11 protein-coding genes and 1 pseudogene are annotated in these 14406 nt (G+C 59.1%); 8 read left to right on the forward strand and 4 right to left on the reverse strand.

Annotated features, from left to right (window positions below; translation table 11 throughout):
* Positions 1–107: 107 nt before the first annotated feature.
* The gene (locus QMX98_RS24435; RefSeq protein WP_077748193.1) at positions 108–926 is read right to left on the reverse strand and encodes a pyruvate, water dikinase regulatory protein; all 819 of its coding nucleotides are present in this window, start codon (positions 924–926) and stop codon (positions 108–110) included.
* A gap of 174 nt (positions 927–1100) precedes the next feature.
* Here QMX98_RS24435 and ppsA point away from each other — a divergent pair, with 174 nt between their 5' ends.
* The 8 genes from ppsA to QMX98_RS24475 all read left to right on the forward strand — a co-directional run bounded on the left by ppsA (position 1101) and on the right by QMX98_RS24475 (position 9158).
* A complete protein-coding gene (ppsA, locus tag QMX98_RS24440) occupies positions 1101–3476 on the forward strand; it encodes a phosphoenolpyruvate synthase (protein ID WP_010456532.1) in 2376 nt (791 codons plus the stop codon).
* A gap of 98 nt (positions 3477–3574) precedes the next feature.
* Positions 3575–4564, forward strand: a complete 990-nt coding sequence (locus QMX98_RS24445) for an alpha/beta fold hydrolase (protein ID WP_010456530.1) — start codon at positions 3575–3577, stop codon at positions 4562–4564.
* A 121-nt stretch (positions 4565–4685) separates the two neighbouring features.
* Positions 4686–5177, forward strand: coding sequence for a ribonuclease E activity regulator RraA (gene rraA / locus QMX98_RS24450; protein ID WP_010456528.1), 492 nt, complete (start codon positions 4686–4688; stop codon positions 5175–5177).
* A 26-nt stretch (positions 5178–5203) separates the two neighbouring features.
* A complete protein-coding gene (locus tag QMX98_RS24455; RefSeq protein ID WP_083376059.1) occupies positions 5204–6199 on the forward strand; it encodes a zinc transporter ZntB in 996 nt (331 codons plus the stop codon).
* A gap of 63 nt (positions 6200–6262) precedes the next feature.
* Complete coding sequence (locus QMX98_RS24460; RefSeq protein ID WP_077748196.1) at positions 6263–6511, forward strand: CrfX protein; 249 nt, start codon at positions 6263–6265, stop codon at positions 6509–6511.
* Positions 6512–6513: 2 nt separating this feature from the next.
* Positions 6514–7338, forward strand: coding sequence for a mechanosensitive ion channel domain-containing protein (locus tag QMX98_RS24465; RefSeq protein ID WP_008027407.1), 825 nt, complete (start codon positions 6514–6516; stop codon positions 7336–7338).
* 87 nt (positions 7339–7425) lie between these two features.
* Positions 7426–8016 (forward strand): RNA polymerase sigma factor SigX, encoded by a 591-nt coding sequence (gene sigX, locus QMX98_RS24470; protein ID WP_010456518.1) that lies wholly within the window; start codon positions 7426–7428, stop codon positions 8014–8016.
* 107 nt (positions 8017–8123) lie between these two features.
* On the forward strand, positions 8124–9158 hold the full coding sequence (locus QMX98_RS24475) for an OmpA family protein (RefSeq protein ID WP_282411497.1): 1035 nt from the start codon (positions 8124–8126) through the stop codon (positions 9156–9158).
* A gap of 75 nt (positions 9159–9233) precedes the next feature.
* On the opposite strand, the gene cobA is transcribed toward QMX98_RS24475, so the two are convergent.
* From cobA to QMX98_RS24490, 3 genes and pseudogenes are all read right to left on the reverse strand, one after another.
* Positions 9234–10019 (reverse strand): uroporphyrinogen-III C-methyltransferase, encoded by a 786-nt coding sequence (cobA, locus tag QMX98_RS24480; protein ID WP_010456514.1) that lies wholly within the window; start codon positions 10017–10019, stop codon positions 9234–9236.
* Between the two features lie 10 nt (positions 10020–10029).
* A complete protein-coding gene (locus QMX98_RS24485) occupies positions 10030–12747 on the reverse strand; it encodes a nitrate reductase (RefSeq protein ID WP_282411498.1) in 2718 nt (905 codons plus the stop codon).
* Positions 12747–14003, reverse strand: a pseudogene (locus tag QMX98_RS24490) (FAD-dependent oxidoreductase); the annotation flags it as partial. The pseudogene QMX98_RS24490 and the gene QMX98_RS24485, both read right to left, overlap by 1 nt.
* Positions 14004–14406: the final 403 nt, after the last annotated feature.

The raw sequence follows: 14406 nt of genomic DNA on the forward strand, positions 1-14406 counted from the left end.
GGCTCGCTCCCACAATGGATCTCTCTCGTACACAAACTTTGTGTCAACTGGAGATCAACTGTGGGAGCGAGCCTGCTCGCGAAAGCGCTATAACGGGCGCCGCAGAACTATTTGAACCGCCGCTCAACACCTTTCTCGACAAGGATTTTCGCCGAAATCTCTTCCACCGAAAAATGCGTGGAATTGATGTTCGGAATGTTCTCCCGGCGGAACAGGTTCTCCACCTCGCGCACTTCAAACTCGCACTGTGCGTAGCTCGAATAACGGCTGTTGGGCTTGCGCTCGTTGCGGATCGCGGTGAGACGATCCGGGTCGATGGTCAGGCCGAACAGCTTGTGTTGGTGGGCGCGCAGTGCGGTGGGCAGTTGCAGGCGTTCCATGTCGTCTTCGGTCAGCGGGTAGTTGGCCGCGCGGATGCCGAATTGCATCGCCATGTACAGGCACGTCGGTGTCTTACCACAACGCGACACGCCCACTAGGATGAGGTCGGCCTTGTCGTAATAATGCGTGCGCGCGCCGTCGTCATTGTCGAGGGCGAAGTTCACCGCCTCGATCCGCTCCATGTAATTGGAGTTGGTGCCGATGGAGTGGGATTTGCCGACGGTGTAGGAAGAATGCTCGGTCAGTTCCTGTTCAAGCGGCGCCAGGAAGGTCGAGAAAATGTCGATCATGAAACCATTGGACGTGGCGAGGATCTCACGGATGTCCTGATTGACGATGGTGTCAAAGATAATCGGCCGGAAACCGTCGGTTTCGGCGGCTTTGTTGATTTGTTGTACCATGGCCCGCGCTTTATCCACGTTGTCGATGTACGGACGCGTGAATTTGCTGAAGGTAATGTTTTCGAACTGCGCCAGGAGGCTTTGGCCGAGGGTTTCGGCTGTGATGCCGGTGCCGTCGGAAATAAAGAAAGCAGATCGTTTCATTTGCACCTTGGGCCTTAAGCTAGTGACGAATCTTGGATATGATAGGCGCGATTTGCCGGCCGCCAGTGGCCCGCATTCTCACTTATTTTCCAGGTCCAGGCCATACAGCTGGCAAACGCTCCCCCGAGCGCCCGGCTTCTGAGCTTTTCCAACACAGTTAGTGGAGAGATCACCTTGGTAGAGTACGTAGTTTCCCTCGATAAGCTCGGCGTCCATGATGTAGAGCACGTAGGGGGCAAGAACGCATCCCTGGGCGAGATGATCAGTAACCTCGCAGGTGCCGGTGTATCGGTGCCCGGTGGCTTCGCCACGACAGCTCAGGCTTATCGTGATTTTCTGGAACTGAGCGGCCTGAACGATCAGATCCACGCCGCCCTCGACGCCCTGGACGTCGACGATGTCAACGCCCTGGCCAAGACTGGCGCCCAGATCCGTCAATGGATCATGGAAGCCGAATTCCCCGAGAAACTCAACGCCGAGATCCGCACTGCGTTCGCCACGCTGTCGGCCGGCAACCCTGACATGGCCGTGGCCGTGCGTTCTTCCGCTACCGCCGAAGACCTGCCGGACGCTTCCTTCGCCGGTCAGCAGGAAACCTTCCTGAACATCCGTGGTGTCGAAAACGTTATTCGCGCCGCCAAAGAGGTGTTCGCCTCCCTGTTCAACGACCGCGCGATTTCCTACCGCGTCCACCAGGGCTTCGACCACAAGCTGGTTGCCCTGTCGGCTGGCGTGCAGCGCATGGTCCGCTCCGAAACCGGCACCGCCGGCGTGATGTTCACCCTCGATACCGAATCGGGCTTCCGTGACGTGGTGTTCATCACCGGCGCCTACGGCCTGGGTGAAACCGTCGTACAAGGCGCGGTGAACCCGGATGAGTTCTATGTCCACAAAGGCACGCTGGCCGCCGGTCGTCCGGCCATCCTGCGTCGCAACCTGGGCAGCAAGGCCATCAAGATGATCTACGGCGAAGTCGCCACGGCCGGCAAGTCGGTCAAGACCATCGACGTGGACAAGGCCGATCGCGCCCGTTTCTGCCTGACCGACGCTGAGGTCAGCGAACTGGCCAAGCAAGCCATGATCATCGAGAAGCACTACAAGTGCCCGATGGACATCGAATGGGCCAAAGACGGCGACGACGGCAAGCTCTACATCGTTCAGGCCCGTCCTGAGACCGTGAAGAGCCGCACTCAGGCCAACGTCATGGAACGTTACCTGTTGAAAGAAACCGGCACCGTGTTGGTTGAAGGTCGCGCCATCGGCCAGCGCATCGGCGCCGGCAAGGTCCGCATCATCAAGGACGTGTCCGAGATGGACAAGGTCCAGCCAGGCGACGTTCTGGTCTCCGACATGACCGACCCGGACTGGGAACCGGTCATGAAGCGCGCCAGCGCCATCGTCACCAATCGTGGCGGCCGTACTTGCCACGCGGCGATCATCGCTCGCGAGCTGGGCATCCCGGCCGTGGTCGGTTGCGGCAACGCCACCCAGCTGTTGCAAGACGGCCAGGGCGTGACCGTTTCCTGCGCTGAAGGCGACACCGGTTACATCTTCGAAGGCGAATTGGGCTTCGACATCAAGAAAAACTCCGTCGATGCCATGCCTGATCTGCCGTTCAAGATCATGATGAACGTCGGTAACCCGGACCGTGCATTCGACTTCGCGCAACTGCCGAACGCCGGTGTGGGCCTGGCCCGTCTGGAATTCATCATCAACCGCATGATCGGCGTGCACCCCAAGGCGCTGCTGAACTACGCCGGGCTGCCGCAGGACATCAAGGACAGCGTCGACAAGCGCATTGCCGGTTACGACGATCCGGTCGGTTTCTATGTCGAGAAACTGGTTGAAGGCATCAGCACCCTGGCCGCTGCGTTCACGCCGAAAAAGGTCATCGTGCGTCTGTCGGACTTCAAGTCCAACGAATACGCCAACCTGATCGGCGGCAAGCTCTACGAGCCGGAAGAAGAAAACCCGATGCTGGGTTTCCGTGGCGCCTCGCGTTACATAAGCGAATCTTTCCGCGACTGCTTCGAACTCGAATGCCGTGCCCTCAAGCGCGTGCGCAACGAGATGGGCCTGACCAACGTCGAAATCATGGTGCCCTTCGTCCGTACCCTAGGCGAAGCCAGCCAGGTCATCGATCTGTTGGCGGAGAACGGTCTGAAGCGTGGCGAAAATGGTCTGCGCATCATCATGATGTGCGAGCTGCCGTCCAACGCCATCCTCGCTGAAGAGTTCCTCGAGTTCTTCGACGGCTTCTCCATCGGCTCCAACGACCTGACCCAGCTGACCCTGGGCCTGGACCGTGACTCCGGGATCATCGCGCACCTGTTCGACGAGCGTAATCCGGCGGTCAAGAAGCTGCTGGCCAACGCGATTCAGGCCTGCAACAAGGCTGGCAAGTACATCGGTATTTGCGGTCAGGGCCCTTCGGACCACCCTGATCTGGCCAAGTGGCTGATGGAGCAGGGCATCGAAAGCGTTTCGCTGAACCCCGATTCCGTACTGGAAACCTGGTTCTTCCTGGCTGAAGGTCAGGCTTCGGCTTGATGGTGTGAGTGAAGCCCCGGCCGCTTTAGCGGCTGGGGCTTTAAGATTCAAGTAGGGCGGGCTCCTCTGGAAGCCGCCCTTTTTTGTGCAAGAGCATTATGCAAAGCAGCAGCAACCTATTTCCTGTCGCCCTGATCAGTGCCGAGCGTCGCGGCGATCTGAGCGAAGATGTCTATCGTTTGAAACCTGGCAACAGCCCTGACGGCACAGTCGAACTGGCTGTGACGCGTCTTGGCATGGCTGATGAATCGTCCGTGCGTGGCGTGCCGGTGATTTTGTTGCACGGCAGCTTTTCCAATCGCCGGTTCTGGTTCTCGCCGAAAGGACTTGGGCTGGGCGCCTACCTGACGCGCCTGGGATTCGATGTCTGGATTCCCGAAATGCGCGGTCACGGCCTGTCCCAGCGTAATCAGAACTACCGCAAGAACCGTGTTGCCGACTACGCCCGTTACGATCTGCCGGCCATTGGCGCGTTCGTACGCGAGCAGAGTGGTCAGGTCCCGCACTGGATCGGTCACTCGCTGGGCGGCATCACATTGGCGGCGGCACTGGGTGGTGAATACATCGGCGAGCCTGTCGTGGCGTCGGCGGCGTTCTTCGGCACGCAGGTCAGTCGCACCTACTGGCCGTTGAAAATTCCACCGGTGGAGTGGAGCGGGCGCTTTATTCTCAAGCGTTTCGCCCAACTGTCCGGTTCGCGGCTCAAGCGTGGCCCGGAGGACGAGCCGATTGGCCTGGCCCTGGAAAGCATGCGCTGGTATGGCCTGTTCGGGCGCTTCGGCGATGCGGAGAAGGACTGGTGGGCGGGATTGGCCGACGTTCAAATACCGGTGCTGGCCGTGAGTGCCGCTGGCGATCACCAGGATCCGGCATGGGCGTGCCGCAAGTTGTTCGATCAAATGGGTTCCGAACACAAGCAATTCATCAACCTTGGCCGCGAGCAGGGCTTTGGCGATAATTTCGGTCACGTGGAAATGCTCGTCAGCAAAGCCGCCCAAACCGAAGTCTGGCCGTTGGTAGCGCGCTGGCTGGCCGATCAGCAAACGCCTTTACTGGGAGAAAAGCCGGATTTGGCCACGGCAATCTGAGCCTGATGCTCTAACAAGGGCATTTCGCTCTGTTCGGCTTGAGGCTAAGATATGACGCATTGAGCTGTTCCGGTCACTTTGCGACACACTCGATTGTCTTCCTCTCTACAGGAGTTTCTCGATGAACCATTACCTCACGCCTGACCTGTGCGACGCCTACCCGGAGCTGGTGCAGGTGCTGGAACCGATGTTCAGCAATTTCGGCGGCCGTGATTCTTTCGGCGGCGAAATCGTGACCATCAAGTGCTTCGAAGACAACTCGCTGGTCAAGGAACAAGCCGAGCTCAAGGGCAATGGCAAGGTGCTGGTGGTCGACGGTGGCGGTTCCCTGCGTCGTGCCCTGCTGGGCGACATGATCGCCGAGAAAGCCGCGAACAACGGCTGGGAAGGGCTGGTGATCTATGGTTGCATCCGTGACGTCGACGTCATTGCGCAAACCGACCTGGGGGTTCAGGCACTGGCGAGCCATCCCATGAAGACCGACAAGCGTGGTATCGGCGATCTCAACGTGGCGGTGACCTTTGCGGGCGTGACCTTCCATCCAGGCCATTACATCTACGCGGACAACAACGGCGTGATCATCTCGCCAAGCCCGCTGAAGATGCCTGAATAAAGCGCAAGACCAACAAAGGGGTGAGGATGTTCGAGGAAGAAAACGCGCAGTGGGGGCTGGTGCATGCCCTGGTGCTGGATGGTAAAGGCGGTGCGCGTTCGATAGCCCGGACTGAACTCGATGATTTGCAGCTACAGGCCCATGAAAGCCTGTGGCTGCACTGGGATCGCAGTCACCCGCAAACCCAGACCTGGCTGCGCAAATCCAGCGGTCTGAGTGAATTCAGCTGTGACCTGCTGCTCGAAGAGAACACCCGTCCGCGCCTTCTGCCGCTGCCGGACTCCGAACTGCTGCTGTTTCTGCGCGGGGTCAACCTGAACCCGGGCGCAGAACCGGAAGACATGGTCTCGGTGCGTATCTTCGCCTCAGCCCAGCGTGTGATTTCCCTTCGCCTGCGTCCATTGCGCGCCACTGATGAGTTGCTGGTGACGCTGGCCGAAGGCAAAGGGCCGAAAACCGCCTCCGAACTCATCCTTTATATGGCTCAGTACCTCACCCACAAGGTGCAGGATCTGGTCAGTTGCCTCTCGGAAGTGGTCGATGAGGAAGAAGAAAAGCTGGATGCCGACGAACGGTATACACCCGAGCACGGCGCCATTTTGCAGATCCGTCGACGGGCTGCTGCACTGAAACGTTTCCTTGCTCCGCAGCGGGAAATTTTCGGACAGCTAACGCGGATAAAACTGCCCTGGTTCGTCGAAGACGATGGCGATTACTGGAACGAATTGAACAACAGCCTGACCCGATATCTTGAGGAGCTGGAATTGACCCGGGAGCGGGTGGGGCTGGTCCTCGAGGCTGAAGACCGACGTTTGAGCGTGCGCATGAATCGCACGATGTACCGCTTCGGGATCATCACCGGGATCTTTTTGCCGATGAGTTTTCTGACCGGTCTTCTGGGCATCAACGTCGGTGGAATTCCATTCTCCGCCAGCCCTTATGGGTTCCTGATCGCGTGCCTGATGATGGTTTCGGTAGCGCTCGGACAGTGGTGGTTATTTAGACGTTTGCGCTGGGTGTGACGATGAGCCATGTGACCCGGGCAAATTTGACCGCGTCTTTCACAGACATCACGAGAGGTGCGTATGCACGATCCGTTTGAACAGTCTTTGCGCGACATGCTGAACGCCTCGCCGTCCACCCGTGACGACGATGCGTGCCTTGGGCGTGTCCTGAAAACCGCCAACCGCCAGGTCGGCGCTGGCGATCTGTTCAGCCTGCTGGGCCGCTGGTTGCCCGCGCTGATGATTGCCCTCAATAACGGCTCGGCCCACGTCTCGCCGGTATCCCGCCACCGTAAACCTACCGCTCGCACCGCTGATAAGGCTGATTGAATATGGAACTTGATCTCTGGACACAGAGCCTCGTCACTGCAATGACTGCGTTATGGACCAAGGTGGCCAATTTCATCCCGAACCTGTTCGGCGCGCTGGTTGTGCTGCTGTTGGGTTTCGTCGTTGCGAAACTTTTGGATACTTTGCTGTCGAAGTTGCTCGCCAAGCTGGGCCTTGATCGCCTGATGGGCGGCACCGGTCTGACCAAATTGCTGTCCCGGGCCGGCTTGCAAGTGCCGATCTCGACCCTGATCGGAAAGATTGTCTATTGGTTCGTTCTGCTGATTTTTCTGGTTTCTGCCGCAGAGTCCCTTGGACTTGAGCGAGTTTCGGCTACGCTTGACATGCTTGCGCTGTATTTGCCAAAAGTATTTGGCGCCGCGCTGGTGCTGCTGGTGGGTGTGTTGCTGGCGCAACTGGCCAATGGGCTGGTGCGTGGTGCCGCAGAGGGCGTAGGGCTGGATTACGCTGCGGGCCTGGGACGAATTGCCCAGGGGCTGGTAATTATCATCAGTATTTCGGTCGCGATCAGCCAGTTGGAGGTCAAGACTGACCTGCTCAACCACGTGATTGTGATCGTTTTGATTACCGTTGGTCTGGCAGTTGCGCTGGCCATGGGGTTGGGAAGCCGGGAAATTGCCGGTCAGATTCTTGCGGGAATCTATGTGCGTGAGTTGTATCAGGTTGGGCAACAAGTGCGTGTTGGCGAGGTCGAAGGTCAGATCGAAGAGATCGGCACGGTTAAAACCACATTGCTGACCGATGAGGGTGAGCTAGTCTCTCTCTCCAATCGGATCCTCCTGGAGCAGCATGTGAGTAGCCGCTAACCCGGCAAACCCTGCTAATGTATGCCGCCGCAAAGTGCCCTGTAAGGGCTGCGGCGGACATTGACCTGACTGTCGGCCCGACTTGTTTTGAATAAAGCTCAATCGCTCTCCACGCGCTACGACCCCCGCGAGCTCTCTGATGAGGAGTTGGTCGCGCGCTCGCATACCGAGCTGTTTCACGTAACACGCGCCTATGAAGAACTGATGCGGCGTTACCAACGAACATTATTTAACGTCTGTGCACGATATCTGGGGAACGATCGCGACGCGGACGATGTCTGTCAGGAAGTGATGTTGAAGGTGTTGTATGGCCTGAAGAACTTCGAGGGAAAATCGAAGTTCAAAACGTGGCTCTACAGCATCACGTACAACGAATGCATCACACAGTATCGGAAGGAACGGCGAAAGCGTCGCTTGATGGACGCTTTGAGTCTGGACCCCCTCGAGGAAGCGTCTGAAGAAAAGACGCCGAAACCCGAGGATAAGGGTGGACTTGATCGCTGGCTGGTGTATGTGAACCCGATTGACCGTGAAATTCTGGTGCTACGATTTGTCGCAGAGCTGGAGTTTCAGGAGATCGCAGACATCATGCACATGGGTTTGAGTGCAACAAAAATGCGGTACAAACGCGCTCTAGACAAATTGCGTGAGAAATTTGCAGGCATTGCTGAAACTTAGTTCGGCGCAAATATCTCTTACGTGTAGGCAAGTTCTGATAGACTTGCCGCCGAGTTGTCCCCCGGTTTGCGGGACTGCTTCACAATCACCAGATGGGGATTTAACGGATGAAACTGAAAAACACCTTGGGCTTGGCCATTGGTTCTTTGATTGCCGCCACTTCGTTCGGCGCTCTGGCACAAGGCCAAGGCGCAGTTGAAATCGAAGGCTTCGCTAAGAAAGAACAATTCGACAGCGCTCGTAACTTCAAGAACAACGGCAACCTGTTCGGCGGCTCGATCGGTTACTTCTTGACCGACGACGTTGAACTGCGTCTGGGCTACGACGAAGTGCACAACGTTCGTTCCGACGACGGCAAGAACATCAAGGGCGCTAACACCGCTCTGGACGCTCTGTACCACTTCAACAACCCAGGTGACATGCTGCGTCCTTACGTCTCTGCCGGTTTCTCGGACCAGAGCATCGACCAGAATGGCAGCAACGGCCGCAACCGTTCGACCTTCGCCAACGTTGGCGGCGGTGCCAAGCTGTACTTCACTGACAACTTCTATGCCCGTGCTGGCGTTGAAGCTCAGTACAACATCGACCAAGGCGACACCGAGTGGGCTCCAAGCGTCGGTATCGGTGTGAACTTCGGTGGCGGCTCCAAGCCTGCTGCTGCTCCAGTTCCAGCACCAGCTGAAGTCTGCTCCGACAGCGACAACGATGGCGTGTGCGACAACGTTGACAAGTGCCCGGACACCCCAGCCAACGTAACTGTTGACGCTGATGGCTGCCCAGCAGTTGCTGAAGTTGTTCGTGTTGAACTGGACGTGAAATTCGACTTCGACAAGTCGGTAGTCAAGCCTAACAGCTACGGCGACATCAAAAACCTCGCTGATTTCATGAAACAGTACCCATCCACCACCACTACTGTTGAAGGTCACACTGACTCCGTCGGTCCTGACGCTTACAACCAGAAACTGTCCGAGCGTCGTGCAAACGCCGTTAAGCAAGTTCTGACCAACCAGTACGGTGTTGAATCGACCCGCGTTCAGTCTGTTGGCTACGGCGAATCCCGCCCAGTTGCTGACAACAAAACTGAAGCTGGCCGCGCTGTAAACCGTCGCGTAGAAGCGCAGGTTGAAGCTCAAGCTAAGTAATTAGCCCGCAGCTCTGAGAAAAGCCCGGCTTAGGCCGGGCTTTTCTTTGTCTGCGATTTGGTGAGGGGCGAGCCGTCAGGCGCGTTGATATCCAGCATTGATGTCGACGGACAAGTCCGCTTCGCTAGCAGACTCGTTCCCACAGTAAAGCGCAGAGCGGGCTGCTACCGCGCCAATGACCAGGATCGCCGGGCTTTTCAATTCGAATGCTGAGGCATCCTGTTCCATGGCCGTCAAATTGCTCCGACATTCCCGTTGGTGCGCCAGGGACGCGTTTTCAATCATCGCCACCGGCATATCCGCCGCCATCCCCCCGGCCAGCAGCTGCTCGCGGATCTCGCTCAGCTTCGCCACGCCCATATAAATCACCAGCGTCGTGCCGCCCTGGGCCAGGGCCTGCCAGTTCAGGCTGCTGCCGTCCTGAGTGTGGGCGGTGACCAGCGTCACGCCACGGGCAACGCCTCTGAGGGTCAGCGGAATATCGCATTGCGTCGCACCCGCCAGCCCGGCAGTGATGCCGTTGACCAGTTCGACCTCAACGCCGTGCTCGCGCAACCACTGTGCCTCTTCACCGCCGCGACCGAAGATGCACGGATCGCCGCCCTTGAGCCGTACCACGCATTTGCCGTGGCGGGCATAACGCAGCATCAGACGATGAATGAAGGCTTGAGGCGTGGAACGACAGCCGCCGCGTTTGCCCACAGGAATGATCCGCGCGCCGGGGCAATGCTCCAGCACCGCGTCATTGACCAGATCGTCGATCAGCACAACATCTGCTTCTCTCAACGCCCGAACAGCCTTGAGGGTCAGCAATTCAGGGTCGCCGGGACCTGCACCCACCAGCCAGACTTTTGCGCTCATCGTATTTTCCTCACGCGATAACGGCGATCGGCTGCGCAGTGGCAGCCAGTAGACGCTTGATTTCAGGTACACAGGAGCCGCATTGCGTGCCGCAGCCCAATTCTTGTTTCAGGCCCTGCAAGTCCAGGCCACGGCTGATGCCGGCGCAGACCGCGCGTTGACTGACGTTCTTGCAGTTGCAAAGGGTTTTAGTGCCCGCTGCCGCCGTGCCCGCGTTACCCGGCTGCGCGCTCAGTGGTGCCAGCAGCCAACGGCGCAGTTGTTCGTCGACGCGTCCCTCAAGCCAGAGGTTTTGCAGCCAGTGTTGGGCGAGTGTTTCGCCGGCCAGGCGAATCGCGGTGATCCGACCGTTCTCGATCCGCACGCGTTTGCCGATGGAGCGTCGTGGGTCGTCGTAGGCCAGTACGGGACCGTCGTTGAGCGCCAGGCACTGATCGATGTCACGCAGCAGTTGCGGATCAGGCGCGGTGGCGCTGGCAGCGCGTATCAGCAGCGCAGGGCGTTCACGGCCGACCAGGCTGAGGCTGGCGTAGGAAAACGCCTCGCAGAGCGGTCGTAGCGTCTCAAAATGTTGTTGAACATTGCCTTCGACCAGGGCGAACAGCTGCCACGGCAACTGCACCGGCTCAAGTCGCACGCCGCTGTGTTTGAGTTCCGGTTGTTTTGACAGCGGATCAAAAGCGGGCAGGGTGAGGGTGTTCACGCCGCCCTTGAGGAAACGGTCACCAAAATGCATGGGCAGAAAGGCCTGGCCAGGCTGCACGCTGTCGTCGCTGGCGACCGGCACGATTACCGCGCCGCGCCGACTTTTCAGGCTGATCAGATCGCCGGGTTGCAGACGATGCCGACGCATTTCATCCGGATGCAGGCTCAACACGGCCTCGCTGACATGCCCGAACAGCTGCGCGGCGGTGCCGGTGCGGCTCATGCCGTGCCATTGATCGCGCAAGCGACCGGTGATCATCGTCAGCGGGAAGTGTGCGTCGCGTTGTTCCCTGGCCGCGCGATACGGATCGGCCACAAACTGAGCACGTCCGCTGGCGGTCGGGAAAATACCGTCGAGATACAGGCGTGCAGTGCCTTCGCTGGCGCCAGAGGGGAAAGGCCATTGCTGTGGGCCGAGGCGGTCGATCAGCGCATGACTGATGCCGGACAAGTCCAGATCACGCCCGCGGGTCAGGTGTTTGTATTCGTCGAAGACCTGCGCCGGCGTTTCAAAGGCAAACAGGCTGTTTTGCCCGGGGCGCAGCTGTTTTTCCAGGCGTTGTGCGAAATCCACCGTGATCGCCCAGTCGGAACGCGCTTCACCCGGTGCGACGATGGCCCGGCGAACGTGGGAAATGCGCCGTTCGGAGTTGGTCACCGTACCGTCCTTTTCGCCCCAACTGGCGGCAGGCAACAGCAGGTCGGCGAACGCGGCGGTTTCGGTGGTGCGAAAGGCTTCCTGCAACACCACGAACGGGCAGGCCTCCAGGGCAGCGCGCACGGCGGTCTGGTCCGGCAACGATTGGGCCGGGTTGGTGCAGGCGATCCACAGGGCTTTGATTTTTCCGCAGCGAACCTGTTCAAACAACTCGATCGCGGTAAGCCCGGCATTTTCCGGAAGTTGATCAACGCCCCAATAGGCCGCCACTTCCGCGCGATGCTCGGCATTGGCCGCTTCGCGATGGCCCGGCAGCAGGTTCGACAGGCTGCCGGTTTCCCGTCCACCCATGGCATTTGGCTGACCGGTCAGGGAGAACGGTCCTGCGCCGGGACGGCCGATTTGCCCGGTGGCCAGGTGCAGATTGATCAGTGCGCTGTTTTTGGCGCTACCGGCGGTGGACTGGTTCAATCCCATGCACCACAGCGACAGAAAACTCGTGGAGGTGCCGACCCATCTGGCGCATTCCTGTAATTGCTCGACCTCGATCCCACACAGCTGCGACACCATTGACGGCGTGTAATCGCGTACAAGATTGGTCAGTTCGGCCAAACCTTCGGTATGAGCCTGGATGAAATCGCGGTCGACCCAGTCTTCGCACAGCAGCAGGTGCAAAATCCCATGGAACAAGGCGACATCGGTCCCGGGAAGAATCGCCAGGTGCAGGTCGGCCAAATCGCAGGTGTCGGTACGACGGGGGTCAATGACGATGACTTTCATCTGCGGGCGGCGGGACCGGGCTTCTTCCAGGCGACGAAACAGCACCGGGTGGGCGTAGGCCATGTTGCTGCCGACGATCATCACGCAGTCGCTCAGTTCCAGGTCTTCGTAGCTGCATGGCGGCGCATCGGCCCCGAGGCTGCGCTTGTAGCCGACCACTGCGGATGACATGCACAGCCGCGAATTGCTGTCGATGTTGTTGGTGCCCACCAGCGCTCGCGCCAGTTTGTTGAAGGCGTAATAGTCCTCGGTCAGCAACTGCCCGGAAATGTAGAACGCCACGCTGTCCGGGCCGTGTTCGGCGATGGTTCGGGCAAAGACATTGGCCGCGTGGTCGAGGGCGGTGTCCCAGTCGGTGCGGCTGCGGGCCAGGCCTTTGCCCAGGCGCAGTTCGGGGTACAACGCTCGCGCGGTCAAGTCGCCCGTCAGGTGCAAGGTCGACCCCTTGCTGCACAGCTTGCCGAAGTTCGCCGGGTGGCTCGGATCGCCGCTGACGCCGAGAATGCGCTCGCCGTCATGCTCGATCAGCACGCCGCAGCCGACCCCACAGTAGCAGCAGGTGGAAGCGGTAATCTGGTTCATCAGCTTGCTTCCCTGCCGGAGTGTCCTGCGTCGCCGATGGCCTGCTCCATGAACGAAGCGTCGCCGAACATCAGGTGATCGCGGATCTCGTCGATGTCGTGATTTTCACGAATCTGTCGGAAATACCACCCGCCATCGGCCGTGTCGCCGTACAGACAGGCGCCGACCAGCACGTCATCCTTGATCACCAGTTTTTTGTAGACCCCACCGATCGGGTCGGAGAGGGTGATGGTTTCGGTACCTTCGCCGCCCATGAAGTCGCCGGCGGAGAACAGGTCGATGCCTGTGACTTTCAATTTGGTCGAGGTCACCGAGCCTTTGTAGGTGGCGAAGCCCAGTTGCGCGAGGTGGTTGGCGCAGACCTTGGCTTGCTCGAACAGCGGCGCGACCAGGCCGTAGGCGGTTCCGCGGTGGCTGGCGCATTCGCCGATGGCGTAGATCCGTGGGTCATAGGTTTGCAGGGTGTCATTGACTAGAATCCCGCGATGGCAGGGGATGCCGGATTTTTCCGCCAGTTCGGTGCTTGGGCGGATGCCGGCGGCCATGACCACCAGGTCGGCGGGGATGATGTCGCCATTCTTGAATTCAACCGAGCCGACCCGGCCGTTGCCGGCATCGTGCAGGGCCTGGGTCTGTTCGCTCAGACGAAAATGCAGGCCGCGGGCTTCCAGGGCGGTTTGCAGGAGTTGGCCACTGGTTTTGTCCAGCTGCCGCTCCAGCAGCCACTCGCCGATGTGCACCACGGTGACGTGCATGCCGCGCAGCATCAGACCGTTTGCAGCTTCCAGGCCGAGCAGACCGCCACCGATCACCACGGCGTGCTTGTGGGTTTTCGCGGTGTTGATCATGGCCTGGGTGTCGGCGATGTCGCGATAGCCGATCACACCCTGCAAAGCGTTGCCGGGGATCGGCAGGATGAACGGGGTCGAGCCGGTCGCGATCAGCAGGCGATCGTATTCCGCTTCGGTGCCGTCGTCGGCGATCACGCGGCGTTTGATCCGGTCGATCTCCACTACTTTGCGGTTGAGCAGCAACTTGATGTTGTTATCCAGGTACCAGTCGAGATCGTTCAGTACGATCTCTTCGAAGGTCTGTTCACCGGCCAGTACCGGGGACAGCAGGATGCGGTTGTAGTTGGTATGGGGTTCGGCGCCGAAGACCGTGATGTCGTACAGCTCGTTGCTCAACTTGAGCAGTTCTTCCAGGGTACGAACCCCGGCCATGCCGTTGCCGATCATCACCAGTTTTAGTTTTTTCATCAGGTTCTCCGGGGAGCTCGGACCCGCCTCATCAGGGCTGTCAGGTCTTGCTCGACATATTTTGCGCAAACAAAAAAAGGCGTCCCGCTAGTTGCCTAGCGAGGACGCCTTTGTCCTGGTCCCGTTCTCTCGGGAAGCACACCCTTCATCGTTGAAGGCTGGGCTTTATGTCTGTTGGGAGAGGTAATGCAGTGGTTGTGCCAAGTCGTCAGAACCCGGGTTTAGAGCGGGAAATAACAGTTTTGAGTCAAAGCGTCCGATTTATTGCACCGAATCAAAGCGCGTTGCCCATTAATGGAGCGAGTTGCTGATGGGGCTGGCGGGGCTGTCAGTCCGCCATCGCGAGCAGGCTCGCTCCCACAATGGTCTCCCGGACACTGGAGATCCCCTGTGGGAGCGAGCC

Origin of the sequence: Pseudomonas sp. PS02303 (assembly GCF_029959925.1) — a bacterium.
In the GTDB taxonomy this organism is placed as follows: domain Bacteria; phylum Pseudomonadota; class Gammaproteobacteria; order Pseudomonadales; family Pseudomonadaceae; genus Aquipseudomonas; species Aquipseudomonas mandelii.

What these genes read in the sequence shown, in the direction of transcription:
- QMX98_RS24435 (WP_077748193.1), bottom strand. Translation starts at nt 926, where the DNA reads ATGAAACGATCTGCTTTCTTTATTTCCGACGGCACCGGCATCACAGCC.
- QMX98_RS24445 (WP_010456530.1), top strand. Translation starts at nt 3,575, where the DNA reads ATGCAAAGCAGCAGCAACCTATTTCCTGTCGCCCTGATCAGTGCCGAG.
- rraA (WP_010456528.1), top strand. Translation starts at nt 4,686, where the DNA reads ATGAACCATTACCTCACGCCTGACCTGTGCGACGCCTACCCGGAGCTG.
- QMX98_RS24455 (WP_083376059.1), top strand. Translation starts at nt 5,204, where the DNA reads ATGTTCGAGGAAGAAAACGCGCAGTGGGGGCTGGTGCATGCCCTGGTG.
- QMX98_RS24460 (WP_077748196.1), top strand. Translation starts at nt 6,263, where the DNA reads ATGCACGATCCGTTTGAACAGTCTTTGCGCGACATGCTGAACGCCTCG.
- QMX98_RS24465 (WP_008027407.1), top strand. Translation starts at nt 6,514, where the DNA reads ATGGAACTTGATCTCTGGACACAGAGCCTCGTCACTGCAATGACTGCG.
- QMX98_RS24475 (WP_282411497.1), top strand. Translation starts at nt 8,124, where the DNA reads ATGAAACTGAAAAACACCTTGGGCTTGGCCATTGGTTCTTTGATTGCC.
- cobA (WP_010456514.1), bottom strand. Translation starts at nt 10,019, where the DNA reads ATGAGCGCAAAAGTCTGGCTGGTGGGTGCAGGTCCCGGCGACCCTGAA.